Origin of the sequence: Bacillus sp. CGMCC 1.60114 (genome assembly GCF_042676365.1) — a bacterium.
GTDB lineage: Bacteria > Bacillota > Bacilli > Bacillales > Bacillaceae_G > Bacillus_A > Bacillus_A rhizoplanae_A.
The window spans coordinates 352874-379022 of record NZ_JBHTHG010000007.1 but is presented as its reverse complement, the minus strand read 5'-3'; the positions used below and the strand labels follow the sequence as shown (position 1 = coordinate 379022).

Here is a 26149-nt window from a genome sequence, read left to right as displayed (position 1 = left end):
AAAATACTTATTGATGTCAGCATCATTTTATTTTTTTGTAATAACATCGGATAGGCTTCTGTCATATATATACAGCAAAGCTATGTATAGGGAAGGAGCTTATCGATGTATCATTATTTCTCTCTTATTTTATTAGCTTTTACGCTAAGTTTAGATAGCTGTAGTGTGGGGCTTACATATGGGCTCCGCAACGTCCGAATTCCATTGAAATCTATTATTGTAATCGCGATTTGTTCAGCTGTTGTGATGATACTATCAATGGGAATCGGGCATATGATTGCACAAGTTTTTTCACCGGTACTTGCGACAAGAATTGGAGGATTGGTTCTCGTAGCAATCGGTGCTTGGGTGTTGTATCAATTTTTTCAAAGTCATAAAAAAGAAGAAGTACAGCAAGAAGAAAAAGTATGGAATTTAGAAATTGCTTCTCTTGGTCTTGTCATTCAAATTTTACGAAAACCGACTGTTGCTGATTTTGATAAATCTGGGACAATTTCGGGGATGGAGGCACTTCTTCTTGGTATGGCGCTTTCATTAGATTCATTTGGAGCAGGTATTGGAGCGTCTTTACTTGGATATTCTCCATTTGTGATGGCGGGATTAGTTGCAGTAATGAGCTCGTTATTTTTATTTATTGGAATGGAAGCGGGAACAGTATTATCAAATATGCGATGGCTGCAAAAGCTCACGTTCTTGCCGGGTATATTACTTATTATTATTGGAATTTGGAAAATGTAAGGGGAGACGTGAAACGATGTTTCACGTCTTTATTTGTAAAGAATAAAAATTTATCCCGCTATTCACGGGCAGTAAGCTCCCGCCTCAAGATGCAGAGAGAAGCAAGGAAGATAGGTGGGTGGGAGATAACTGTCCTTTAACTAACCGGCAGTGGGGGATGAAAAAACCACTGCTGGAAGTTTCACTTTATAAAAATTGGAGATGTCTAGCTTCAGCGCTTGTTTTTGCTAAACAGGACGCTTAAGCTTTTCTTAAGGGGGAATTATGATGACAGTTGTAATTGGATTAACAGGCGGCATTGCAAGTGGAAAAAGTACAGTATCACAAATGTTTCAAGGTTTTCACGTTCCAGTTATTGATGCAGATATTATCGCGAGAGAAGTTGTAGAACCAGGGAAAGAAGCGTATAACGAAATTGTAGCAGCGTTTGGGAAAGAAGTGGTGGGGGGAAATAGAGAATTAGATCGCTCGAAGCTTGGTAGTATTGTGTTCCATAATGAAGAAAAACGTTTGCTGTTAAATGGCATTGTTCACCCCGCTGTGCGAAAAGAAATGAATGCACAAAAGGATATGTACATAAGAGAAAAGGCGCAAGCGGTTGTGCTTGATATTCCACTTTTATTTGAGAGTAAATTAACAGGTCTTGTAGATAAAATTTTGCTCGTTTATGTTGATAGTGAGACGCAGCTTACAAGATTAATGGAGCGCAACAATTTTACAGAAGAAGAGGCAAAAGCACGTATTGCTTCGCAAATGCCGCTAGAAGATAAAATCACATTAGCGGATAAAGTAATTAATAATAATGGCACAATGGAAGAGACGAAAGCACAATTAAGCCACATTTTAAAAGAATGGAACATTATTAAATAAAAAAATTTAAAAATGATGAAATTGTTTAGTGACATATCGCCTTTTTGTGTTATACTATTATTGGGATTAGAGATAAATAGTATAACGCAATCAAGGGGGATAACATATTATGATTCGTGTGGCAATTAATGGTTTTGGACGTATTGGGAGAATGGTGTTTCGCCAGGCAGTAAAAGAAAGCGCATTCGAAATTGTAGCGATCAATGCGAGCTACCCATCTGAAACGTTAGCACATTTAATTAAATATGATACAGTTCACGGCAAATTTGATGGTACAGTAGAAGCGTTTGAAGATCATTTATTAGTAGATGGCAAAATGATTCGCCTTTTAAACAACCGCGATCCAAGAGAATTGCCTTGGAAAGAATTAGGAGTAGATGTTGTAATTGAAGCAACAGGTAAATTTAACTCCAAAGAAAAAGCAAGCCTTCACGTAGAAGCTGGTGCGAAAAATGTTATTTTAACTGCACCTGGTAAAAACGAAGATGTAACAGTTGTTGTTGGTGTAAACGATGAACAACTTGATATTACAAAACATATCGTTATTTCAAATGCATCTTGTACAACAAACTGTTTAGCACCTGTTGTAAAGGTGTTAGATGAGCAATTTGGAATTGAAAATGGATTAATGACAACAGTTCACGCTTATACAAATGACCAAAAAAATATTGATAATCCACATAAAGATTTACGCAGAGCACGTGCGTGTGGCCAGTCTATCATTCCAACAACGACAGGTGCTGCGAAAGCGTTAGCAAAAGTTCTTCCGCATCTAAATGGAAAACTTCATGGCATGGCACTTCGCGTTCCAACACCAAACGTATCTCTTGTTGACTTAGTAGTGGATGTAAAGCGCGATGTAACAGTAGAAGAAATTAATGAAGCATTCATGACAGCGGCTAACGGTGCATTAAAAGGTATTGTAGCATTTAGTGATGAGCCTCTTGTTTCAATCGATTTCAATACAAATACACATTCCGCAATCATTGATGGTTTATCTACAATGGTAATGGGTGAGCGCAAAGTAAAAGTACTTGCTTGGTACGATAACGAATGGGGTTATTCTCGTCGTGTTGTAGATCTTGTAAAGCTTGTTGTAGATCAATTTGCGAAACAAGAAAACGTACAACATATTTAATAGATGAGAAAAGGGCAAGCGTTAGCTAGTCCTTTTCTTTTTTGTGAATGGAAAAAATTACATATGTTTTTTCTTTGTAAATCACCTTGAAGAGCTATGATTACTGTGATTTTGAATTTTTTCTTTTTTTTCAGAGAAAAGCAAAAGAGAAAGTGTCATCGAAAAATAAAAAACTGTTGTTGCAAAATGAAAATAAACAAAGTATACTAACATTCGTAAACTTAAGAGCTGAGGTGGTAGTCACTACTTAAAGGGTTAGGACCTCTCTGGACTAACTTTCCCCCGTGGTAGTGGAGCAAACCAAATTGCAAATTAGTTTTCAATTCGAACAGTTGTATTAAATTTATAAGGGGGAACTGTAGAATGGATACTATGGATACTATGGGTCGTCACGTAATCGCGGAACTTTGGGATTGCGATTTCGACAAGCTTAACGATATGCCTTATATTGAAAAATTATTTGTGGATGCAGCACTTCGAGCTGGTGCTGAAGTACGTGAGGTGGCTTTCCATAAATTTGCACCACAAGGTGTAAGTGGAGTTGTAATTATTTCTGAATCTCACTTAACAATCCACAGCTTTCCAGAACATGGTTATGCAAGTATTGATGTATATACTTGCGGTGATCGCATTGATCCGAATGTTGCTGCAGAGTACATTGCTGAAGGTTTAGAAGCAAAAACGAGAGAGAGCATTGAACTTCCTCGTGGTACAGGTAGCTTCGAAATTAAACAAAGAGAAACAAAAGCTCTTTAAAAAAGAAGATAAGTGATTTAAAATGTAAAGAGGTGTATTATACACCTCTTTTTAATTTACCCACTATTTGCGGACAATAAGGTCCACATTGATGGAAGTTTGGGGAAATTAGTTGTTAGACAGATAAAAAAATAATGTACATAAGTATATTTGATTAAGTGTTTATAATATAGAAGAGAAAATTCTTGTTTATAATGTTTTGGTTTTGTTAAGATAAAATTAAATTGTAAAGGGGTGAATGGATTGCGTTGTCCATCCTGTTTTCATAATGGTACGAGAGTATTGGATTCGCGTCCAGTTGACGAAGGGCGATCAATTCGCAGGAGAAGAGAATGCGAAAGTTGTCTCAATCGCTTTACAACATTTGAACGTGTCGAGGAGCCGCCACTAATTGTTGTAAAGAAAGAAGGAATGCGAGAAGAGTTTAATAAAGAGAAAATTTTGCGCGGTTTAATTAAAGCGTGCGAAAAACGACCTGTATCTTTAAAACAATTAGAAGAGATTACGCAACATGTAGAACGTGAATTGCGTAACTTAGGAATGTCAGAAGTAAAAAGTGATATGATTGGTGAAATGGTCATGGAAGAGCTTCGTGATATTGATGATGTTGCATATGTACGTTTTGCATCTGTTTATCGACAATTTAAAGATTTGAACGTATTTATTGAAGAATTAAAAGATATACTTCAAAAAGAACGAAAATAAAAGAGCTAGAAGCGTAAGCTATTAGCTCTTTTTTTCACTAATAAGTAGTAACAAACCGGACTATAAATCACATGTATCCCGCCATTAGCGGGTCGTAAGATTCCTACCTCGAAATTTGAGAAAATAAAGAAGAGAGGTAGAGGATAAATGCTGGCATTCGCCCGATTGGTGAAAGTTTTCCATCGGTAAGTGGTGCCCCTTCGCTTAACTGATGAAGTTTCACCTTATAATAAGAATGGATAATAGAAAGGATTTGCAAGGATGGAAAGACAGTCATGGATGGAGTTACTGCCAATTGACCGTTATAAAGTAAGCGCAAGAGGATTGCTCAGTAATTATGACCGTAAAGTGCTTACGATGCTATATCAACCGCTAATTGGGAGTAAAGCTTTTAGTTTATATATGACATTGTGGGGCGAATTAGAGCAGGATCGTTTATTTGGAAGAGAAAATACACACCATTCTATTATGGTAACGATGCAAATGCAACTCCCAGACATTTATGAAGAACGTATAAAACTAGAGGCAATTGGACTTTTAAATGTGTATATGAAAAAAGAAAAAGATATTCGGATGTTTATTTATGAGTTGCAGCCACCGCTCATGCCGAAGCAATTTTTTGATGATATTGTATTAAGTATTTTTTTATATAACCGCTTAAGTAAGGCAAAATACAATCAAGTAAAGCAATATTTTTTAGAAGAAGAATTTGACGTCGCTTCTTATGAAAATACAACAAGATCTTTTAATGATGTGTTTGGCTCGTTTAATCCGGGACAAGTTGAGCATGCCAAGGAAGAATTGCTTATACCAAATGCAACTGTAATGCCGAGCAGGGTGCAGGGGAATACACCTCAAATTTGGAATGATTTCTTTGATTTCTCATTATTTGTAGAAGGATTATCAGCTCTCGTTCCACGCAGAGCCATTACAGAACAAATACGTGAATGTGTGATGACATTAGCATACGTATACGGAATTGATCCGCTATCCATGCAAAATATTGTTCTTGGTGCTTTTACGGAACATCATACAATTGATATGGAGCGACTGCGAAAAGGTGCGCGGGATTGGTATCAATTTGAGAATGGGCAAGCACTCCCGGTGTTTAGTGAACGAACGCAGCCATTGCATGCGCGGACGATGAAAGAGAAAGAACCGACAACACAAGAAGAAATGCTCATTAAACAGTTAGAAGAAATTTCGCCAAGAGAGCTATTAAAAGAAATTTCGGGAGGGGCTGAGCCGACGAAAGCTGATTTACAGATTATCGAAGAAGTGATGTTGAATCAGAAGCTCACACCAGGCGTTGTAAATGTGCTTATTTATTATGTCATGCTGCGTTCTGATATGAAGTTGGCGAAATCGTATGTAGAAAAAATTGCCGGACATTGGGCGCGTAAAAAGGTTACAACGGTAACAGAAGCAATGAGTCTTGCGAAAGAGGAAAACCGTCAATATCAAGAGTGGGCAGAAGCAAAGAAAAAAGGAAAGACGACGAAGAAAACCGTTCGTACAGAACTTGTACCAGATTGGTTAAAGGAACAAGCTGAAGAAAGTAAACAATTGGCTGAACAACCGAATCGTAGTGAAGGTCATGAAAAATTAGAAGAAGAGCGTAAAAAATTAGAGGAAGAGCTAAGAAAATATAAGCGAAACGAATAGAGGAGAGCTCCCTTTGAGGTGAAGAAATGGAACCGATTCAAAATACATTTGCGAAGTTAATGCAAAATGAAAATTTTAAAAATAGATATGAAGTATTAAAACACGAAGTAATAGCGCATCCGCGTGTAAAAGAGTTTATAGAAGAGCATCAAGGTGAAGTGACAATGTCCATGGTAGAACGCAGCCTTGTGAAGTTATATGAGTACATCGGGCAAAGTGTTGGCTGTATAGATTGTCCAAACCTAGAATCGTGTAAAAACATGATTCAAGGATATGAGCCAAAGCTCATCATTCAAGGTAAGATGATTGATATTCAATACGATCGCTGTGTGAGAAAAGTAGCTTATGATGAGAGGAAGAAACATGAGAAACTCATTCAAAGCATTTATATGCCAAAAGATATTTTGCAGGCTTCTATGTCTTCTCTTGATTTGTCGGATGGGGAGCGATTTGAGGCAATTCGAGCTGCGAATGAATTTTTAAATGAGTATGAACCAGGAAAAAAGGTACAAGCTTTATATTTTTATGGTCCGTTTGGCGTTGGGAAAACGTTTATTTTAGGAGCAATTGCAAACGAACTAGCACAGAAGAAAATCAGTTCCATGATCGTATATCTACCAGAGTTTTTACGAGAAATTAAAAGCTCACTGCAGAATAATACTATTAGTGAAAAGATTGATGCTGTCAAACATGTGCCGGTGCTCATGTTAGATGATATTGGAGCAGAAGCGATGTCGAGCTTTGTGCGCGATGATGTACTCGGGGCGATTTTACAATTTCGTATGCTTGAGAATTTACCGACGTTTTTTACATCTAACTTTGATTTTAAACAGTTGGAACATCATTTAACATATACACAGCGCGGAGAAGCAGAGGAAATGAAAGCGGCCCGTATTATGGAGCGTATTAAATATTTAGCGAAGCCAACTCCTATTGGTGGGAAAAACCGCCGGTATACGTAAAGAGCAAGCAATGAGCTTGCTCTTTATTTTTTTTGAAGGAAATGGAATCAATGTATGAGAAATGTAATATGAAAGGAAAAGGAGGAGCTGTAAATGTTAAGGAGAAAAGGTTTTTTTATTGTAATCATCATGTGTTTTATATTGCTAGGATGTAATAAAGAAGAACAAGAGAAAGATATGCAATATATATAAAAATCACCGATTGTAACAGTTAATGGCATAGAAGTGCCGGTATATAAATTTAACAGTTGCATCCCAGGAAAAGATTATAAGCCAGAGGAAGGGCTAAAAGGAAACCCTTGCCCGTATGTTTCTGGAGAAGAATTTATGAAAGATAAACCAGCTCAGGATGTAGGGAAAGGATTAGAAATTCAACTTCGCTCAGATATTCCGCCTGGCGGAATAAAGGAAGGTGCATGAAGAGATGAGATAAAAAGAGAGGAAAACGTGCAATTGTTCAAAAACGGAGAGAGTATTTTATCTCCCACTACAGCTAAACTTACGTATCAGAAGAAGGAAAAAGAAACGATTGACACAATGCATGTAGACACAGGTTCAGGTGTATATGTAGGAGTTGTTACTCGGTATACACCAAATGGTTCCATGCAATATGCATTTAAGTTTGAAGTGAAAGAATAAAATATAATAAAGCATTATTTTGAATGAGAAATTACTTTATGCTTGTATCATTTTTTGTACATCCCCTTAATATATATGGAAATAGCAAGGATTATAAAAGGGGGGACAAAAGTGATTGAAATTTGCTTCGAAGAAAAAAATGATGCCATTGTTATATATAAAGAATTGAAAAAACGGACAGATGATATATATGCAGAAATAAGTATTTATTTGTACGAGCAAATGGTGATTGTCCATATACCAATACAAGAATCAGGCTACATTGATCGAGTGGTTATTCCAGTACTTGTTCAATATATTATAAATACAAAACAAGATGAATGGATAAGTGCTATTTTAAAAGAGAAGTTTTACTATGAAGAGCGAGAAGAGCGAATTCAAATTTTACATATGGCTCATTCTATTTTAAATGGGAAACGTAAAGGGTTAACAGATGCACCTTCTAAACAAAGGGGGAAAGAATTGGTAGTGTCCTCCTTGCGAGGATGGATGCATGATACGATGTCTTTTTCGTTTGAAGCATATATCCGTTTTCGCTTAAGAAAGTACAATGAATTTTTATATCGAACTGCGGAGATGGCGATAGACGAATATAAATTAGAACAAGAGTACCAAATGTTTGTGGAAACGCTCCGGCAGCAAGTAAGCAGTCGAAAGTCGCGTTTGTCATCCTTGCACCTTGTGTTTGATGACAGTTTTATTTTTTATGATGACAAGGGAGCGCGTTTAAAACAAGATAAGCTTGTTCAGTATATAGAAGAAGAATTACTCTCTCAAAAAGGCTTGTATATCGATCTGAATATTATGGCGCCGCTTCTTTCGATCGCGCCTAAAAAAATTCATCTGTATACGAAAAAGCAAGATCATAATATGATTGTGACAATTCAAAATGTGTTTCAAGAGAGAGTACAACTATATGCGCTTCATGAATTTGAAAAGAATGTGAAAAATTATAAAAATAAAGGGAACGCCCTTGATTTTCTAAATTTTTGAGCATATAATTACGTACATACATGAAAATACATGAAAATGTTACGATGAGGACATGGGTAATTGTCTACGATTCTCAGAGAGGGAAGCCTTAGGCTGTGAGCTTCTTAATACGAGATTATTACTTACCACCTCTGAACTTCAGCAGTGAACGAAATTCTAGTAATTGCTGACGGTAAATGCCGTTATAATGAACTTGAGCAGTTAACAATGCGTTAGCTGGAACAAGGGTGGAACCACGAATTCAACACTCGTCCCTTTTTATAGGGATGGGTGTTTTTTATTTTGACTATGAAAAAGGAGTGACCAAAGATGGCAGATGTAGTAAAGATTACATTCCCAGACGGAGCTGTGAAGGAGTTTCCAAAAGGAACAACAACTGAAGACATTGCTGCTTCTATTAGCCCTGGCTTAAAGAAAAAAGCGATTGCAGGGAAATTAAACGAGGAAATGGTGGACTTGCGTACACCGATTGAGCAAGATGGTACAATCGCTATCATTACATTAGATTCTGAAGATGGATTATACATTTTACGTCATTCAACAGCTCACCTTTTAGCACAAGCGTTAAAACGTTTATATAAAGATGTGAAGCTTGGAATTGGACCTGTTATTGAAAATGGCTTCTACTACGATATTGATATGGAAGAAGCAATTACAGTTGAGGACTTCCCAAAAATTGAAAAAGAAATGCAAAAGATTGTGAACGAGAACTTAGAAATCGTTCGTCATGAAGTACCACGTGCTGAAGCGCTTCGTCGTTACGAAGAAATTGGCGATGAGCTGAAATTAGAATTAATTAACGATCTTCCAGAAGATGCAGTTATCTCAATTTATGAACAAGGCGAATTCTTCGACCTTTGCCGCGGAGTTCACCTTCCATCTACAGGGAAAATTAAAGTGTTTAAACTGTTAAGCGTGGCAGGTGCTTACTGGCGCGGCGATAGCAATAACAAAATGTTACAACGTATTTACGGTACTGCATTCGTGAAAAAAGCAGAATTAGATGAGCATCTACGTCTGCTTGAAGAAGCAAAAGAGCGTGACCATCGTAAATTAGGTAAAGAGTTAAAACTATTTACAAATAGCCAAAAAGTAGGACAAGGCTTACCGCTTTGGTTACCAAAAGGTGCGACAATCCGCCGTATTATCGAGCGTTACATTGTTGATAAAGAAGCGAGCTTAGGATATGACCACGTATATACTCCAGTACTAGGAAGCCGAGAGCTTTATGAAACTTCTGGTCACTGGAATCACTACCGAGATGGCATGTTCCCATCAATGGAAATGGATAATGAGGAATTAGTACTTCGTCCAATGAACTGTCCTCACCATATGATGGTTTATAAAAACGATATCCACAGTTATCGTGAATTACCAATCCGTATTGCGGAGCTTGGAACAATGCATCGTTATGAAATGTCTGGTGCGCTATCTGGTTTACAACGTGTCCGCGGGATGACTTTAAATGATGCACACATTTTCGTACGCCCAGATCAAATTAAAGAAGAGTTCAAACGAGTTGTAAACTTAACTTTAGAAGTATACAAAGACTTCGGTTTAGAAGATTATTCATTCCGTTTATCTTATCGTGATCCAGAGGATACTGAAAAGTACTATGATGACGATGAAATGTGGGAAAAAGCACAAGGCATGTTAAAAGAAGCTATGGATGAAATGGGTCTTGAGTACTATGAAGCTGAGGGTGAAGCTGCATTCTACGGTCCGAAACTTGACGTGCAAGTTCGTACTGCGCTTGGAAAAGACGAAACACTTTCAACTATCCAACTAGACTTCTTGCTTCCAGAACGCTTTGAGTTAACTTACATCGGTGAGGACGGTAAGCAGCATCGCCCAGTTGTTATTCACCGTGGCGTTGTATCAACTATGGAACGCTTTGTTGCCTTCTTAATCGAAGAATACAAAGGTGCATTCCCAACTTGGTTGGCACCAGTTCAAGTACAAGTAATTCCAGTTTCTCCGCAAGTACATTTAGACTATGCGAAGAAAGTACAAGAAGAATTACAACGTGCTGGCATTCGTGTTGAAGTGGATACTCGTGACGAGAAAATCGGTTACAAAATCCGCGAAGCACAAATGCAAAAAATCCCGTATATGCTTGTAGTAGGTGATAATGAAGTTGCTGAAACTGGTGTAAACGTACGTAAATACGGCGAACAAAAATCAGAAACAATTTCATTAGATGCTTTCGTTGACTTAATTAAAGCTGAAGGAAAACGATAAGAAAAAGTCGCGGTTCGTCCGCGGCTTTTTTATATTTTTGTTTGGTAATAAGAACCAAAGTTCGCTTTGTATAAAAAAATGTTGCATGTATTCGTTTTGTTTGTTACAATATTTTTTGTTGCTACTTAAGAAGTTCAACTTCTTGACACGCATCACGTCCTATGATAGAATCATCAAGGATAATAGAATACGGATTTGTGGAACAAGTAGAAGCACCCGCTTCTCACCTGATTGACGCGAAAGCAGTTTCCAGGTAAATGTATTTCTTACTTAAGATATTACAAGTGTGGGTGTCATATGCCCGCACTTTTTTGTTTGGGTTCTGCCTTCCCAAAACGTATTCCCATAAAACCTTGGAGGTGGCTTACTATTAGCAAGGACATGATGATTAACGAGCAAATTCGTGCACGTGAAGTACGTTTAGTTGGTGCAAATGGTGATCAACTTGGAATTAAGTCTCGTCAAGAAGCATTAGATATGGCTGCAAACGTAAATCTTGATCTAGTATTAGTTGCTCCAAATGCGAAACCACCAGTATGCCGTATTATGGACTACGGAAAATTCCGCTTTGAGCAACAAAAGAAAGAAAAAGAGCAGCGCAAAAATCAAAAAATCATTAGTATGAAAGAAGTTCGTTTAAGTCCAACAATTGATGAACATGACTTTAACACAAAACTTCGTAATGCTATTAAATTCTTGGAGAAAGGCGACAAAGTTAAAGCGTCTATTCGCTTTAAAGGTCGTGCTATTACTCATAAAGAAATCGGTCAACGTGTTTTAGATCGCTTCTCTGAAGCTTGTGCTGAAGTTAGTACAATTGAATCTAAGCCAAAAATGGAAGGACGCAGTATGTTCTTAGTTTTAGCACCGAAAAATGATAAGTAATAAATAGAGGAGGAAATCACTATGCCTAAACAGAAAACTCACCGCGGCGCTGCAAAGCGTTTCAAAAAAACAGGATCTGGTAAACTAAAGCGTTCTCACGCTTACACAAGCCACTTATTCGCTAACAAATCTACAAAAGCTAAACGTAAATTACGTAAAGCTGGTGTAGTAAGCGCTGGTGACTTCAAACGTATTCGTCAAATGCTTGACAACATGTAATTAATATTTTGTTCAGATAGATATCTAGGAGGGAAATAATATGCCAAGAGTAAAAGGTGGTACGGTTACTCGTAAACGTCGTAAAAAAATTATTAAATTAGCAAAAGGTTACTACGGTTCTAAACATACATTATACAAAGTTGCTAACCAACAAGTAATGAAATCTTTAATGTATGCATTCCGTGACCGTCGTCAAAAGAAACGTGACTTCCGTAAATTATGGATCACTCGTATTAACGCAGCTGCTCGTATGAACGGTCTTTCTTACAGCCGTTTAATGAATGGTCTTAAGCTTGCTGGTATCGAAGTAAACCGCAAAATGCTTGCTGACCTAGCTGTTTATGACGAAAAAGCTTTCGCTGAATTAGCAACAGCTGCTAAAACTGCTTTAAACAAGTAATGATAATAAATCCTTAGGACATTGTTCCTAGGGATTTTTTTATTTTGTATCACCTAAGAATGAATCCTAATATTCACAAAAAATTCAAAAAATATCCAAATGGGTATCCCTTAGGTAGATAGAAATGTTTTAATATGTAAATGAAAACTTTTTCAAAAAAGCGGGTTGAAGGAGGAATTCATTTGAAAGCAGCTGTTGTAAACCAATTTAAAGAACAATTAGAGGTAAAGGACGTGCCGAAACCGAAAGCAGGTCCAAATCAAGTACTTGTACATATTCACGCTTGCGGCGTTTGTCATACGGACTTGCATGCAGCGCACGGTGATTGGCCAGTAAAGCCGAAGCTGCCATTAATTCCAGGACATGAAGGTGTTGGTGTAATTGAAGAAGTTGGTGAAGGTGTTACACATTTAAAAGTTGGTGATCGTGTTGGGATTCCATGGTTATATTCAGCATGTGGTCATTGTGAATACTGTTTAACAGGAAGAGAAACGCTTTGCTTGGATCAACATAACGCCGGCTATTCTGTTGATGGCGGTTATGCCGAATATTGCGTCGCGGCAGCGGATTACGTAATGCAAGTGCCTGAGAACTTAAATTTTATTGACGCAGCACCGCTGTTTTGTGCAGGTGTTACAACATATAAAGCGTTAAAAGTATCTGAAGCAAAACCTGGACAGTGGGTTGCTATCTTTGGAATTGGTGGTCTTGGACATTTAGCAGTACAATATGCAAAGGTAATGGGCTTACACGTTGTAGCTGTGGATACGGTTGATGAAAAACTTGAACTCGCAAAAGAATTGGGTGCAGATTTAGTTGTGAATCCATTAAAAGAGGATGCAGCACTTTGGATTCATGAACAAGTAAATGGTGTGCATGCTTCCATTTGTACAGCTGTGTCGAAGCCAGCATTTGACCAAGCCTACCGTGCAGTGCGCCGCGGCGGATCATGCGTTGCAGTCGGTTTACCGCCAGAGATGATGGAAGTGCCAATTTTTGATACCGTATTAAATGCTGTGAAAATCGTTGGCTCTATCGTTGGAACACGTAAAGATTTACAAGAAGCACTGCAATTTGCCGCAGAAGGAAAAGTAAAAGTAATTATTGAAACACGTCATCTTCATGAAATTAATGATATTTTTTCTGAAATGGAAGAAGGAAAGATTAATGGACGTGTTGTTTTAGATATGACAAAGTAGGCATAAAAGATACAATAATATAGAAGAATAAACATAAAAAGTCGGAGGTATTCTCTGACTTTTTATGTTTATTTGAATGAAATATGCTGTGAAAAGGGAGCTTGACTTCAGACAATCTTGTCTTTCCACGCGAAACTGACACTGTTATAATGTAAGAATATGACTTGCTTATTTTCTTATATTTACCATTAGAATGGAACAATATCAGATAATGTTTATTTGATATTGAAGGAGGAGTACGTTTTGGATTTACTACAATTATTTAAATTACAAAAAGAATTAGATGATCGTATTGCGAAAGAACACAATTTAGAGCCGAAAAAGCTATTAAAAGAAAAGATGCTAGCGCTTCTTGTGGAAATTGGTGAACTTGCAAATGAAACGCGCTGCTTTAAATATTGGAGCAACAAGCCGGCATCTGATCGTGCAATTGTACTAGAAGAGTATGTGGATGGATTACATTTTATTTTATCTATCGGAATTGACTTAGGAATTGATAAAAATTTCTTATTTTATAAGTGTGCAATAACAAATAAAACGCAGGTAGAAATTTTCTTAGATGCATATGCAAAAGCAATCCGTTTTAACGAACAACCTTCTATTACAAATTATATTGAATTGTTTACAAGCTATCTTCGCCTAGGACAAGCACTTGATTTTGATCAAGAAGAGATTGAGAAAGCATATTTAGATAAAAACGAAGTGAATCATCAGCGCCAAACAGAAGGGTATTGATGGAATTTTTTGAACATTCTTTTCCTCTCTTGTATAATTGAAGGGATGAAGAAAAAGGAGGTCATTGTCCAATGGGAAAATTAGATGCGACATTGACAATGTTAAAAGAACTAACAGACGCGCGCGGGATTGCAGGAAATGAACGTGAGCCTCGTGAAGTAATGAAGAAATATATCGCACCGTTTGCTGATGAAGTATCAACAGATAACTTAGGAAGCTTAGTTGCAAAAAAAATCGGTGACGGTAACGGTCCGAAAATTATGGTAGCTGGTCATTTAGATGAAGTTGGTTTTATGATTACGCAAATTGATGATAAAGGTTTCTTACGCTTCCAAACAGTTGGCGGCTGGTGGTCACAAGTTATGTTAGCACAGCGCGTAACAATCGTTACGAGCAGAGGTGATGTAACGGGTGTCATTGGTTCAAAACCACCTCACGTTTTACCAGTAGAAGCTCGTAAAAAGCCAGTTGATATTAAAGATATGTTTATTGATATTGGTGCTTCTAGTAAAGAAGAAGCAATGGAGTGGGGCGTACGCCCAGGAGATCAAGTTGTACCATACTTCGAATTCCAAGTGATGAAAAATGAGAAAATGTTACTTGCAAAAGCGTGGGACAACCGTATCGGCTGTGCGATCGCAATCGATGTTTTAAAACAACTGAAAGATGAAAAACATCCAAATATCGTATATGGTGTTGGAACTGTACAAGAGGAAGTAGGTCTTCGTGGAGCGAAAACATCTGCACATTATATTCAACCTGATATCGCGTTTGCAGTCGATGTTGGTATTGCTGGTGATACACCAGGTATAAGCGAAAAAGAAGCACAAGGTAAAATGGGGGATGGCCCGCAAATTATTTTATATGATGCATCTATCGTTGGGCATAAAGGTCTTCGTGACTTCGTTGTTGGTGTAGCAGATGAATTAAGCATTCCGTATCAATACGATGCACTTCCAGGCGGCGGAACGGATGCAGGTGCAATTCATATTTCTGTGGATGGTATTCCAGCAATGGCAATTACAATTGCAACTCGCTATATTCATTCTCATGCTGCAATGTTACATCGCGATGACTATGAAAACACAGTGAAGTTAATTGTAGAAGTTGTGAAACGTCTTGATGCTGAGGCCGTACATAACATTACATTTGATTGATATAAGAAAGAGCGAAAGGACATTCCTTTCGCTCTTTTTCATTTAAATGGTGGTTCTAATCCAGCGGCTGTATACGGACCTAAAATGATTAAACGAGATAGCTGCAAGGCCATGTAATGGGGCGTATACGGCATATTTTGTCTTAACCAAGAAAGAATCATACCTAAATGTGCACCTGTAATATAACTAGCGAGAATATCACGAGGCACAATCAATTCTTCTTCATTTGGTTGTGAAAGAGAAAGGGCGATAAGCAGATTCGCTTGAATCGCTTTCATCATTTGCAAGGAAAACTTCGGAATCCCATTATCTCCGAGCATCACTTGATAAAAGAAAGCATGTTCAGCAATATGGCTAAATAAAGATAAAAAGATAGGATGGGGCGTATCAAAGGTAAGTTCAAACTCCTTCTTATCTAATTTCTTCGACTTGAGAATATCTGCTAATGCTGTTAACATTTCCTCAATGCTCTTGTCTAACAAATCATATTTGTCGTGATAATGACTATAGAAGGTTGCTCGGTTTACGTTTGCCTTTTCAGCAATATCTTGAACCGTAATACTATTGAAACCTTTTTCGTGTATTAAAGATATAAGAGCATCACGTATCGATTGCCTCGTTCGTTTTACGCGTGGGTCATTTGAATTTTTAATAGACATTTTCGTTCTCCTTGCTTGGTTTTTCATACTTTTTCAACATATATATAAAGGACTGTTGGAAAAACAACATATCGAAATAAATTGTCGGTTGTCACTCAAGCTGAATTATTTATAATTATAAACGATATTCTTTTTCTTAGCACAAAATAAGGAGAGTATTTTGTGCTTGGGAAAGAGTTATTTTTTTGATTAGTCCTTAATAATATGAATGGTCAATATTATTAACTAAAAAGAAAGGGCTTGTTAGAAAATAACCTAAAATTAAAAATAAGGAGAGAACACAATGAGTCAATTACGAAGAATGGTTATCATCAATATTATTACATTGATTGTATTAGTTGGCGGCGGATTTGCCGGTTATTATTATTACAATCAATCAACAAATTATTTAAAAACAGACAATGCAAAAATTGATGGGAAAGTTGTACCTATTGCATCTCCAGTTGCTGGAAAATTAACAAACTGGACAGCTGAAGTAGGAAAAAATTATAATGCTGGTGATAAAGTAGGTTCTGTAACAAGTAACGCTGGCAATGCAGCGCAAGAAGTAGATGTTACAGTTCCAACAAATGCAACGCTTGTTCAATCGAATGCAACGCAAGATTCTTACATTGCGCCGGGAACACCACTAGCATATGCGTATAATATGAGTGATTTATGGGTAACGGCAAACATTAAAGAAACAGATATCGACGATGTTCAAAAAGGGCAAGATGTAGATGTATATGTAGATGCTTATCCTTCTACAACATTAACAGGAAAAGTAGAGCAAATTGGTTTAACAACAGCAAATACATTCTCTATGCTACCATCTAGCAATGCAACAGCAAACTATACGAAAGTAACACAAGTTATTCCAGTTAAAATTTCATTAGACCATAATAAATCGTTAAATATTGTCCCAGGCATGAATGTCACAGTTCGGATTCATAAGTAAGGGGGAATGAAATATGTCCTCGATTTTTATTGCAGGATACGCTCTTTTATGTATTGCCGTGTTCATTATTGTAAATCGTGTCTTTAGAAAAAAAGAAAAAGGGTTAGAAGAACCAGTTCAAGCAGTTTTTGAAGATACAAAAGAGGCAGTAATCAAACAAGAAACATCTGAAGCTACTGAAGAAAGAACTGGAGAACAAGTAATTGTAGAAGAAACAATTGTAAAACAAGAAGAACTAGTCCAAGAACAAAAAATCGTAAAACAAGAAAAACCAGTCCAAGAACAAAAAGCAGAAGGTACAGAACAGAAATCTTCTCGTTCTCAAACGATGCTTCCTGATTTTAACGTAAAGGCAGTCTTGGGTGTTCTTATTTTCGGGATGTTCGTTTCGATTTTGAATCAAACATTAATTAACGTTGCTTTGCCAGCCTTAATGAATGAATTTAATGTATCAACATCTACAGCACAGTGGCTTACAACGGGTTTTATGCTTGTGAACGGGGTATTAGTACCGATTAGTGCATTTTTAGTTTCTCGATTTACGTATCGAAACTTATTTCTATCGGCTATGCTATTCTTTACAGTAGGTTCACTTATTTGTGCGCTATCTGGAAGCTTTACGATGATGATGACAGGACGTGTCATTCAAGCTGTTGGGGCGGGTATTTTAATGCCTGTCGGAATGAATATTTTTATGACAATCTTCCCGCCGCATAAACGCGGGGCAGCGATGGGACTACTTGGTATTGCGATGATTTTAGGACCTGCCGTTGGACCAACAATTACAGGATGGGTTATTCAAAACTATACATGGAATGTTATGTTCTATGCGATGTTTATTATTGGTTTACTTATTACCGTATTAGCACTAAAATATTTCACGCTGAAACAGCCTATATCAAAGGCAACGCTAGATACGTTTGGTGTGATCGCTTCTAGTATCGGACTTGGAAGCTTACTATATGGTTTTAGTGAAGCGGGAAATAACGGTTGGAGCAGTGCGGAAGTTATCATTGCAATTGTAATTGGTGTCATTGGACTAAGTTTATTTGTATGGAGACAGTTAACGGCTGACAATAAAATGTTAGATCTTCGCGTATTCCGCTATTCTGCATTTACTTCGACGCTTTTAATTAATGCAATTGTTACAATGGCATTATATGGCGGCATGATATTGCTTCCTGTATATTTACAAAACATCCGTGGATTTACACCGATTGATTCCGGATTGCTTCTTCTTCCAGGATCTTTAATCATGGGATTGATGGGGCCGTTTGCTGGGAAATTATTTGATAAATACGGCATTCGCCCACTTGCTATTTTTGGATTAATCCTTACAACATATGCAACATATCAATTTACACATTTAACATTAGAAACACCTTATAGTGAGATTATGAGAGACTATATTATCCGTTCGTTTGGGATGTCCTTTATCATGATGCCAATTATGACAGCGGGGATGAATGCTCTGCCAATGAAACTCATTTCTCATGGAACAGCAACGCAAAATACATCAAGGCAAGTTGCTGGTTCTATTGGGACTGCGCTCTTAATTACAATTATGACGCAGCAAACGACAAATCATATGGCAGACTATGCAAATGCGATTACAACAACAAACCCGATTATTGTAAATAAACTATCCCAAATGGGGCAAAGTGTTGCTGCATTAACAGGATCAGCTCAGGCAGGAAACGCATTAAGTTCGCAAATGCTATTTGGGCAAGTTTCGAAGTTGTCCGTCATTAACGGCATTAATGATGCGTTTTGGATTGCAACGGCGTTAACTGCTATTGCATTAGTCTTGTCGTTTTTCTTACAACCGGGAAATAAGGCGAGCAAAAAAGCAGAGAGATAATCTCTGCTTTTTTATTTGTTTGAACTGTTTCAAATAAAGAATAGGGTAATAGCAAATAAAGCGACAATAAGTACAATGATGCTTTTTACTTTCTCTTTACGCCACACTTGAACAGCGTATACACACCCGCCTATTACTAAGAGAATACCGCCAATTCCTTGAAGAACGGTCAGTGATAGTAGTCGGCCTAAACTTAACAGAAAAAGCCCCATTAACATAAAGCCAGTCGTGAAAATGAATTTGAAAGACTTAAAGGTAGTTATCACTTCTTCTCGTTCCTCTTTATTCATTTTTCCATACGTTCTCACAACTAAAAATGTCGGTATACACCAAATGATTAAAAAGCCCACCAGCTTATCAACGTTTATATACAAAGATATAACCCCTTTCATAAAAAAGGATGTTATTCTTATTATCTGTTGAAACCCATTATTTGTCATTTAGTTTTGTGAATTTATTTATCCCACATTAAAGGGCAGTAAGATCCTCACTGTATTAGTGAGGATCTTACTGCCCTTTAGTAGATGAACAAGCGTCTTTTATTTAAATGTTAATGCTTTACAAGTTTTGTCTGCCCTTTTCCTTCATTTGCAGAAATATGCAAAGAGGATGGTGTATCTGTTTGTAATTCGCGATCTACCATCTGATCTAATCGCTTGATTGCTTGTAGTGCTTTTTCATAAGAGATTGTTCGATAGTGATGTGTTCCTCCTGGTTCTTCATCTGCTTCGTCTGCCCATTTAATAATATTTTGCAGAGACGTTCTTTCAAGTGTTTGCTCTAGTAGAAAAGAATCAGTGTGCAGGAGAATGGCAATGGAAATTTCCTTTGCTTGATTAGGGTGTTCTCCTAATCGGATTAACAATTTATGAGCTCTTTCCGCTCCTTTAATAGCGTGTATATCATTCTCTTTATACAATTCATAGTCCCATTTCCCATTACGATACCATGTGTGATGTCCGATATCATGAAGCAAACCAGCCTTTGTTGCCGCATCGACTGAGGCGTGATGCTTTTTGGCTAAGTGGAACGCGTGGTAAGCGACAGCAATCGCATGAACCATTCCAGAACGGTTTACATATTTTTGGGTGATGGGGTGCTGAAAAATTTGTTCAAGTGTAACACGGCGCATAAAACATTCACTCCTTTCATTCAGTGCAGTGTATTTTAGAGAAAAACAATAGCAATAAATATATTTTGAACATTTTACTACATCATTGTTATGTTAGTAAAGTAATTAATGATGTAATAGAAAAAATTTATGTTCTGATCCCTTTTCAAGAGAATAATTAAATTACATCATTTCATAGAAAAATATCCCTATTACAACAAGTGAACATAAAGTAATCCCTACATGTTTAACCACAGTGATTTGATTGCGGCACCACTGATGCCTGCTAATAAACTAGCAATAGCTAACATACACCAGTACATAGACGTTGAAAGTGGAAGAGATTGTTCTACATCCTTTCCTATCCCTGCAAAAATAAGAGGCAGGAGAACGAGTGAAAAACAAATAATTCCTATTAAGAGAATAAGCCATTTTTTGTGTATTGTTCCTTTTATCATGATAAAATAATCCCCCGCCAATGCCGCATAGTGCAAGAACAGGTATGAAAAATATCCAAAGTACGCTGAAGAATGGCATATACAAGAAAACCTCCTATGTAATAAGTTATATCTTATAACATGAGGTTTATTTTGGATATTATAAAAAAATATGGAGTTTTGATAGAGATTAACAATATACGATCGAAATAATAAGTGTAGAACGTTTGAGAGAGGAGGGGACATATGAAAATTACAGAAGAAAATGTTATAAAGCAACTTCGAAAACGAAATGAAAAAGCACTGTATTTCGTCATTGATCAGTATGGTGGACTGATAAAAAGTATTATTCGAAAGCATTTATCTTCTTTAGAAGATGTGATTGATAGAAGAGATAAAAAAATTATTGATATAAAGCAAGGCATCCAAAATCTTACTGACACAGAACTCATGCTTAATTTTGGAGATACTTGAACAAAATGATTAAAAGTTGTCCAAATGTCTATTTCAAAGAGATTGATTCCGTCATATAAATAAAGTAACTCTATAAAGAAAGGAGTTACACTTATGGCTCTTCTAACTAACTGTACTACATGTACGCCTCCTGCGGGTTCAACAACTATTCTTACTGTGGATGTACCTGGTGGACTTGCTATTAATTTATTGGGTATTCATATCGAAGCTTGTCCAATCTGTCTTACAGTATTCACTGGTGGTGGCACGTTAACAGCTGAGCAGCAAGCTATTGCAAATAACCTTGTGCAAGCTGTTAATAATTTGATTCCGAATATTCCAAGTGCTTAAAAGTAAATAAGTATATAGGTATTTTAAATAGCCTTCCGTTTTCTTCGGAAGGCTATTTTCATAAATAGGATTAGAGACGGAGTATTAACATACTCCGTCTCTGTAAAAATTTCTTATCTTTTTACTCCTTGCTCTAGCGTAGCTAACATCTCATGCTTTTCTTGCTCATCAGCATTTTTCCAAATCACTTCAAATAAAACGCCAAGTCCTGGAAGCATTTTTTCTTCACCGCTTTGAATCGCATCAACGATTGTTTCTTGTAATTGACTTTGTGTGTTTCCTGCTACGTTCGCTAATACAGCACCGCGTAAATTAAAGTTCATCACTTTCACCTCTTTTTAGGAATGGAAACTGACATTAGTTTTTGTTCTTTTTTATGTAAATATGTATGAAAAATAGGCTATAATGAGAAGACAAGAAGAGAGGGAAATACATATTATGAAAAACATTGATTCAGTACAAAATCCGCGCGTAAAGCAGTGGAAAAAGCTGCAGACGAAAAAAGAGCGCGATAAAAAAGGACTATTCTTTGTAGAAGGATTCCATTTAGTGGAGGAAGCTTTAAAAGCAGGGGTTATAACAGAATTGATTGTTTGGGATCAGACAGACCTTCCGAAAGATTGGACGGTTACTGATGTTGAAATGTACATTGTGCCTGAAGCAATTGTAAAGGTGTTATGTGAAACGGAAACAACACAAGGCGTATTTGCGGTTTGTGAAAAGCAAGAAAAAGAAGTGAATTTGACAGATGGAAAGTTCCTGTTACTTGATGGTCTGCAAGACCCAGGCAACTTAGGTACAATTATTCGTACAGCAGATGCAGCTGGTATTCATGCCGTTGTGCTTGGAGAAGGATGCGTTGATGTATATAACAGTAAAGTACTTCGTTCTACACAAGGATCTGTATTCCATTTACCGATTGTAAAAGGAAACTTAGAAGAATGGGTAGACAAGTTAAAAGAAAAGAACGTTCCTGTATACGGAACAGCTCTTGAAAATGGAGTTCCATACGGTGAAGTAACACCGACGGGAAGTTTCGCATTAATTGTAGGAAACGAAGGAAATGGTGTACGCCAAGAGATTCTTGCTAAATGTGATCAAAACTTATACATCCCGATTTACGGAGGCGCAGAATCATTAAATGTTGCGGTTGCAGCAGGGATTTTAACGTATTATTTACAAACTCCAGTTGCGAATCGATAAAAAACTTCTTATAATAGATGGAAGTAAAATAGTTAAAAACGTTGATAGAGAAGAGTAACTTGCAAAATCGCCATATAGGGAGAGAATGCCGTAGACTGAAAGTATTCTCATGGTAGACGTAAGTGAATTCACCTCTGGAGTTGACGCCAGGACCATGTAAATGTAAAGGCGTTCCGGCTTAAAAAGCCGTTATAACGAATTGAGTGGGCAGACTTGTTCTGTCAATTTAGGGTGGTACCGCGAATTTACCTCGTCCCTTTTTAGGGAGCGAGGTTTTTTTATTTTTAAAATTAGGAGGGTTCCAAATGGAAGCACGTTTAAAAGAGCTAAAGCAAGAAGCGTTAGAGCTTATTGAAAAAGCGAAAGAGCTAAAGGGCTTAAACGATGTACGCGTAGCGTATTTAGGAAAAAAAGGTCCAATTACAGAAGTACTGCGCGGTATGGGGAAATTATCTCCAGAAGAGCGTCCACGTATGGGAGCTTTAGTAAATGAAGTGCGTGAAGCAATTCAAACACGTTTAGAAGAAAAAATTAATCATTTAGAAAAAGCGGTAATTGAAGCAAAATTATCCTCTGAAACAATTGATGTAACATTACCAGGCCGTCCTGTAAATACAGGTTGTCACCATCCGTTAACAGCGGTTGTTGAGCAAATTGAAGATTTATTCATCGGTATGGGTTATGAAGTTGCTGAAGGTCCAGAAGTAGAAAAAGACTATTACAACTTCGAAGCGTTAAACTTACCGAAAGACCACCCAGCACGCGATATGCAAGATTCTTTCTACATTACAGAAGAAATGTTGCTTCGTACACATACATCGTCTGTGCAAGCAAGAACGATGGAAAAGAATACAGAAAAAGGCCCAATTAAAATTATTTGCCCTGGTAAAGTATATCGCCGTGATGACGATGATGCGACACACTCTCACCAGTTCATGCAAATTGAAGGTCTTGTTATCGATAAAAACATTCGTATGAGTGATTTAAAAGGTACATTACAAGCGTTTGCGAAGAAGATGTTCGGTGAAGATCGTGAAATTCGCCTTCGTCCAAGTTTCTTCCCATTCACAGAGCCATCTGTTGAGATGGATATTTCTTGTATGATGTGTCATGGAAAAGGTTGCGGCACATGTAAAGGAACTGGCTGGATTGAAATTTTAGGTGCAGGTATGGTTCATCCAAATGTACTTGAAATGGCTGGCTATGATTCAAAAGAATATCAAGGATTCGCATTCGGTATGGGTGCAGAGCGTATTGCGATGTTGAAGTACGGCATTGATGACATTCGTCATTTCTATACAAATGATGTACGTTTCTTACAACAATTCAAACGAGCGTAAGGGAAGGAGAGATAAAGAATGTTCGTATCATATCGTTGGTTACAAGAGTATGTAGATATTAAAGATGTAACAGCACAAGAGTTAGCTGATAAAATTACGAAAAGCGGTATCGAAGTAGAAGGCGTTGAAGTATTAAATAAAGGCGTAAAAGGTGTTGTAGTTGGTCACGTATTAGAGTGCGAAAAACATCCGGAAGCTGATAAGTTAAGCAAATGTTTAATCGATATCGGTGAAGAAGAGCCAGTTCAAATTATTTGCGGAGCTCCTAACATTGCGAAAGGTTTAAAAGTACCGGTTGCAAAAGTTGGCGCTGTTCTTCCTGGCAACTTCAAAATTAAAAAGGCAAAACTACGCGGCGAAGCTTCTCATGGTATGGTTTGTTCCTTACAAGAGCTTGGCATTGATGGGAAATTAGTTGCAAAAGATTATGCAGAAGGTATTTTCATCTTCCCAAGTGATGCAGAAGTTGGTGCAGATGCACTTGAAATCTTAAACTTACATGATGAAGTACTTGAACTAGGTTTAACACCGAACCGTGCAGATTGCTTAAACATGTTAGGTGTTGCATACGAAGTAGCAGCAATTTACGGTCGTGAAGTGAAACTTCCAGCATCAGATTTACAAGAAGCGGCAGAAAAAACATCTGATTACATTTCTGTAAGTGTAGAAGCAACAGAGCAAAACCCACTATACATTGCGAAAATGGTGAAAAACGTAAAAGTTGGTCCATCACCAATCTGGATGCAAACGCGCCTAATGGCAGCTGGCATTCGTCCAATTAGCAACGTAGTTGATATTACAAACTATATCTTAATTGAATACGGTCAACCATTACATGCGTTTGACTATGATAAATTAGGATCAAAAGAAATCGTTGTTCGTCTTGCTGGGGAAGGCGAGAAAATGACAACATTAGACGATCAAGAACGTACATTACAAGCTCATCACCTTGTTATTACAAACGGCACAAAAGCGTTAGCTGTTGCCGGGGTAATGGGCGGAGCAAACTCTGAAGTAGATAACGATACAGTAAACGTATTAATCGAGTCTGCATATTTTGCAGGTCAAACAGTACGCCGCACATCAAAAGACTTAGGTCTTCGCAGCGAATCAAGTGCACGTTTTGAAAAAGGCATCGACCCAACGCGTACATTCGAAGCGATTCAACACGCGGCAGCATTAATGGCGAAATATGCTGGCGGTGAAGCGTTAGAAGGCGTTGTAGAAGTTGATAACTTACAAGTAGAAGAGCGTACAGTATCTGTTACAGTTGAAAAGATTAACCGTGTATTAGGTACAGACATTTCTGCTGATCAAGTGTGCACAATCTTCACAAACTTAAAGTTCCCATTCACAGAAGTGGAAGGAACATTCCATGTGAACGTACCAGCACGTCGCCCTGATATTACAATTCCAGAGGACTTAGTAGAAGAAGTAGGTCGTCTATACGGATACGACCATATTCCTTCAACATTACCAACTGGTACAATCACGCGCGGTAAATTAACAGCGGCGCAAACAAAGCGTCGTAAAGTACGCCGTTATTTAGAAGGCGCTGGGTTATATGAAGCGATTACGTATTCATTAACAAATGCTGAAAAAGCAAAACAATATATGGTGGAATCAAACGAAAAAACACCTGTGAATCTAGCACTTCCAATGAGTGAAGAACGCAGTCAGCTTCGTTTAAGCTTAGTGCCGCAATTATTAGAAGCAGTAGCATATAATAATGCTCGTAAAGTAGATAATGTTGCATTATACGAAGTAGGTTCTGTATTTTTACCAACAGTAGAAGGTGAACTACCGAAAGAAGAACAACATCTTGCTGGTGTTATGACAGGGCTAGCTCTTCATCATCAATGGCAAGGTGAGAAGAAGGTTGTTGACTTCTTTGTTATGAAAGGTGTATTAGAAGGACTGTTTGACATACTGGGTGTTGCGAAGAGCATCACATATGTACCAGCAAAACGTGAAGGTATGCATCCAGGACGTACAGCTGATATTGTACTAGACGGCGAAAATATTGGTTTCATCGGTCAATTACACCCAGAAGCACAAAAGCAATTAGATGTAAAAGAAACGTACGTATTCGAATTATCTCTTGCGAAAGTATTCGCAGCAGAGGCAGAAGAAACGTACTATACAACAATCCCGCGCTTCCCATCTATGACACGCGATATGGCTGTTGTTGTAGCGAAAGAAGTAAAAGCCGGTGAAATGAAGCAAACAATTGCTGAAGCAGGCGGAGAGCTTCTAAAAGAAGTAACATTATTCGACTTATATGAAGGCGAAAAAATGGAAGAAGGCAAGAAATCACTTGCATTCTCTATGAACTACTTCGATCCAGAACGCACATTAACAGATGAAGAAGTAACAGAAGCGCATAGCCGTGTATTAGCAGCGGTAGAAGAGAAATTTGGTGCGGAGTTACGTAAATAATATAAAAGCAGCCTTGTGGCTGCTTTTTATTGTTTTTTTGTGTAATTTATCCCGCC

Annotated in this window: 27 protein-coding genes, 1 pseudogene and 3 other annotated features; of the genes and pseudogenes, 23 read left to right on the top strand and 5 right to left on the bottom strand. The window is 37.5% G+C overall.

Features of this window, described 5'->3' with window-relative positions:
• Nucleotides 1-105: 105 nt before the first annotated feature.
• From ytaF to ACFQZ1_RS05005, 16 genes are all read left to right on the top strand, one after another.
• Nucleotides 106-738, top strand: a complete 633-nt coding sequence (gene ytaF, locus ACFQZ1_RS05080; RefSeq protein ID WP_377881007.1) for a sporulation membrane protein YtaF — start codon at nucleotides 106-108, stop codon at nucleotides 736-738.
• A gap of 267 nt (nucleotides 739-1005) precedes the next feature.
• Nucleotides 1006-1608, top strand: coding sequence for a dephospho-CoA kinase (gene coaE, locus ACFQZ1_RS05075; RefSeq protein WP_377881006.1), 603 nt, complete (start codon nucleotides 1006-1008; stop codon nucleotides 1606-1608).
• A gap of 109 nt (nucleotides 1609-1717) precedes the next feature.
• Nucleotides 1718-2746, top strand: a complete 1029-nt coding sequence (locus tag ACFQZ1_RS05070; RefSeq protein ID WP_377881005.1) for a glyceraldehyde-3-phosphate dehydrogenase — start codon at nucleotides 1718-1720, stop codon at nucleotides 2744-2746.
• Nucleotides 2747-3118: 372 nt separating this feature from the next.
• Complete coding sequence (gene speD, locus ACFQZ1_RS05065) at nucleotides 3119-3502, top strand: adenosylmethionine decarboxylase (protein WP_377881051.1); 384 nt, start codon at nucleotides 3119-3121, stop codon at nucleotides 3500-3502.
• Nucleotides 3503-3745: 243 nt separating this feature from the next.
• On the top strand, nucleotides 3746-4207 hold the full coding sequence (nrdR, locus tag ACFQZ1_RS05060) for a transcriptional regulator NrdR (RefSeq protein ID WP_098305307.1): 462 nt from the start codon (nucleotides 3746-3748) through the stop codon (nucleotides 4205-4207).
• 261 nt (nucleotides 4208-4468) lie between these two features.
• Complete coding sequence (locus tag ACFQZ1_RS05055; protein ID WP_377881004.1) at nucleotides 4469-5872, top strand: replication initiation and membrane attachment family protein; 1404 nt, start codon at nucleotides 4469-4471, stop codon at nucleotides 5870-5872.
• Between the two features lie 26 nt (nucleotides 5873-5898).
• Entirely contained in the window at nucleotides 5899-6834 is a 936-nt protein-coding gene (gene dnaI, locus ACFQZ1_RS05050; protein WP_377881002.1) for a primosomal protein DnaI, read from the top strand.
• A gap of 447 nt (nucleotides 6835-7281) precedes the next feature.
• Nucleotides 7282-7473, top strand: coding sequence for a hypothetical protein (locus ACFQZ1_RS05045; RefSeq protein WP_377881001.1), 192 nt, complete (start codon nucleotides 7282-7284; stop codon nucleotides 7471-7473).
• Between the two features lie 111 nt (nucleotides 7474-7584).
• Nucleotides 7585-8466 carry a putative sporulation protein YtxC gene (gene ytxC, locus ACFQZ1_RS05040; RefSeq protein ID WP_377881000.1) on the top strand — a complete coding sequence of 294 codons (882 nt, stop codon included), beginning with the start codon at nucleotides 7585-7587 and terminating at the stop codon, nucleotides 8464-8466.
• 32 nt (nucleotides 8467-8498) lie between these two features.
• Nucleotides 8499-8725, top strand: a binding site (T-box leader).
• Between the two features lie 50 nt (nucleotides 8726-8775).
• The gene (gene thrS / locus ACFQZ1_RS05035; RefSeq protein WP_377880998.1) at nucleotides 8776-10707 is read left to right on the top strand and encodes a threonine--tRNA ligase; all 1932 of its coding nucleotides are present in this window, start codon (nucleotides 8776-8778) and stop codon (nucleotides 10705-10707) included.
• Nucleotides 10708-10905: 198 nt separating this feature from the next.
• Nucleotides 10906-11026: a sequence feature (ribosomal protein L20 leader region), on the top strand.
• A gap of 62 nt (nucleotides 11027-11088) precedes the next feature.
• Nucleotides 11089-11592, top strand: a complete 504-nt coding sequence (gene infC / locus ACFQZ1_RS05030; protein ID WP_020060081.1) for a translation initiation factor IF-3 — start codon at nucleotides 11089-11091, stop codon at nucleotides 11590-11592.
• A 21-nt stretch (nucleotides 11593-11613) separates the two neighbouring features.
• Nucleotides 11614-11811 (top strand): 50S ribosomal protein L35, encoded by a 198-nt coding sequence (rpmI, locus tag ACFQZ1_RS05025; RefSeq protein WP_020060080.1) that lies wholly within the window; start codon nucleotides 11614-11616, stop codon nucleotides 11809-11811.
• Between the two features lie 40 nt (nucleotides 11812-11851).
• The gene (rplT, locus tag ACFQZ1_RS05020; protein ID WP_230573755.1) at nucleotides 11852-12211 is read left to right on the top strand and encodes a 50S ribosomal protein L20; all 360 of its coding nucleotides are present in this window, start codon (nucleotides 11852-11854) and stop codon (nucleotides 12209-12211) included.
• Nucleotides 12212-12393: 182 nt separating this feature from the next.
• On the top strand, nucleotides 12394-13410 hold the full coding sequence (adhP, locus tag ACFQZ1_RS05015; protein WP_377880996.1) for an alcohol dehydrogenase AdhP: 1017 nt from the start codon (nucleotides 12394-12396) through the stop codon (nucleotides 13408-13410).
• A 243-nt stretch (nucleotides 13411-13653) separates the two neighbouring features.
• A complete protein-coding gene (locus ACFQZ1_RS05010; RefSeq protein WP_377880995.1) occupies nucleotides 13654-14145 on the top strand; it encodes a dUTP diphosphatase in 492 nt (163 codons plus the stop codon).
• A 71-nt stretch (nucleotides 14146-14216) separates the two neighbouring features.
• Nucleotides 14217-15302 (top strand): M42 family metallopeptidase, encoded by a 1086-nt coding sequence (locus tag ACFQZ1_RS05005; protein WP_377880994.1) that lies wholly within the window; start codon nucleotides 14217-14219, stop codon nucleotides 15300-15302.
• A 38-nt stretch (nucleotides 15303-15340) separates the two neighbouring features.
• Here ACFQZ1_RS05005 and ACFQZ1_RS05000 read toward each other — a convergent pair whose 3' ends face one another.
• Nucleotides 15341-15961 (bottom strand): TetR/AcrR family transcriptional regulator, encoded by a 621-nt coding sequence (locus ACFQZ1_RS05000; RefSeq protein WP_377880993.1) that lies wholly within the window; start codon nucleotides 15959-15961, stop codon nucleotides 15341-15343.
• Nucleotides 15962-16244: 283 nt separating this feature from the next.
• Between ACFQZ1_RS05000 and ACFQZ1_RS04995 the strand changes: the two genes are divergently transcribed.
• Together ACFQZ1_RS04995 and ACFQZ1_RS04990 are read left to right on the top strand one after the other, a co-directional pair.
• On the top strand, nucleotides 16245-16898 hold the full coding sequence (locus tag ACFQZ1_RS04995; RefSeq protein WP_377880992.1) for an HlyD family secretion protein: 654 nt from the start codon (nucleotides 16245-16247) through the stop codon (nucleotides 16896-16898).
• A 13-nt stretch (nucleotides 16899-16911) separates the two neighbouring features.
• Complete coding sequence (locus ACFQZ1_RS04990; RefSeq protein ID WP_377880991.1) at nucleotides 16912-18759, top strand: DHA2 family efflux MFS transporter permease subunit; 1848 nt, start codon at nucleotides 16912-16914, stop codon at nucleotides 18757-18759.
• Nucleotides 18760-18788: 29 nt separating this feature from the next.
• On the opposite strand, the gene ACFQZ1_RS04985 is transcribed toward ACFQZ1_RS04990, so the two are convergent.
• The 3 genes from ACFQZ1_RS04985 to ACFQZ1_RS04975 form a co-directional block, all read right to left on the bottom strand.
• Nucleotides 18789-19133 (bottom strand): hypothetical protein, encoded by a 345-nt coding sequence (locus ACFQZ1_RS04985; RefSeq protein ID WP_377880990.1) that lies wholly within the window; start codon nucleotides 19131-19133, stop codon nucleotides 18789-18791.
• 176 nt (nucleotides 19134-19309) lie between these two features.
• On the bottom strand, nucleotides 19310-19891 hold the full coding sequence (locus tag ACFQZ1_RS04980) for an HD domain-containing protein (protein WP_377880989.1): 582 nt from the start codon (nucleotides 19889-19891) through the stop codon (nucleotides 19310-19312).
• Between the two features lie 218 nt (nucleotides 19892-20109).
• Nucleotides 20110-20328, bottom strand: coding sequence for a hypothetical protein (locus ACFQZ1_RS04975; RefSeq protein WP_377880988.1), 219 nt, complete (start codon nucleotides 20326-20328; stop codon nucleotides 20110-20112).
• 225 nt (nucleotides 20329-20553) lie between these two features.
• On the opposite strand from ACFQZ1_RS04975, the pseudogene ACFQZ1_RS04970 reads away from it, so the two are divergent.
• Together ACFQZ1_RS04970 and ACFQZ1_RS04965 are read left to right on the top strand one after the other, a co-directional pair.
• A pseudogene (locus ACFQZ1_RS04970) lies at nucleotides 20554-20688 on the top strand (sigma-70 family RNA polymerase sigma factor); the annotation flags it as partial.
• Between the two features lie 186 nt (nucleotides 20689-20874).
• Nucleotides 20875-21111 (top strand): hypothetical protein, encoded by a 237-nt coding sequence (locus ACFQZ1_RS04965; protein WP_377880987.1) that lies wholly within the window; start codon nucleotides 20875-20877, stop codon nucleotides 21109-21111.
• 113 nt (nucleotides 21112-21224) lie between these two features.
• Here the strand turns inward: ACFQZ1_RS04965 and sspI are convergent, their stop codons facing one another.
• Nucleotides 21225-21434, bottom strand: coding sequence for a small acid-soluble spore protein SspI (gene sspI / locus ACFQZ1_RS04960; RefSeq protein WP_377880986.1), 210 nt, complete (start codon nucleotides 21432-21434; stop codon nucleotides 21225-21227).
• An 82-nt stretch (nucleotides 21435-21516) separates the two neighbouring features.
• Between sspI and ACFQZ1_RS04955 the strand changes: the two genes are divergently transcribed.
• From ACFQZ1_RS04955 to pheT, 3 genes are all read left to right on the top strand, one after another.
• Complete coding sequence (locus ACFQZ1_RS04955) at nucleotides 21517-22314, top strand: TrmH family RNA methyltransferase (RefSeq protein WP_377880985.1); 798 nt, start codon at nucleotides 21517-21519, stop codon at nucleotides 22312-22314.
• A 32-nt stretch (nucleotides 22315-22346) separates the two neighbouring features.
• Nucleotides 22347-22575: a binding site (T-box leader), on the top strand.
• Nucleotides 22576-22619: 44 nt separating this feature from the next.
• Entirely contained in the window at nucleotides 22620-23654 is a 1035-nt protein-coding gene (gene pheS / locus ACFQZ1_RS04950) for a phenylalanine--tRNA ligase subunit alpha (RefSeq protein ID WP_377880984.1), read from the top strand.
• A gap of 18 nt (nucleotides 23655-23672) precedes the next feature.
• The gene (gene pheT, locus ACFQZ1_RS04945) at nucleotides 23673-26093 is read left to right on the top strand and encodes a phenylalanine--tRNA ligase subunit beta (protein WP_377880983.1); all 2421 of its coding nucleotides are present in this window, start codon (nucleotides 23673-23675) and stop codon (nucleotides 26091-26093) included.
• Nucleotides 26094-26149 lie beyond the last annotated feature (56 nt).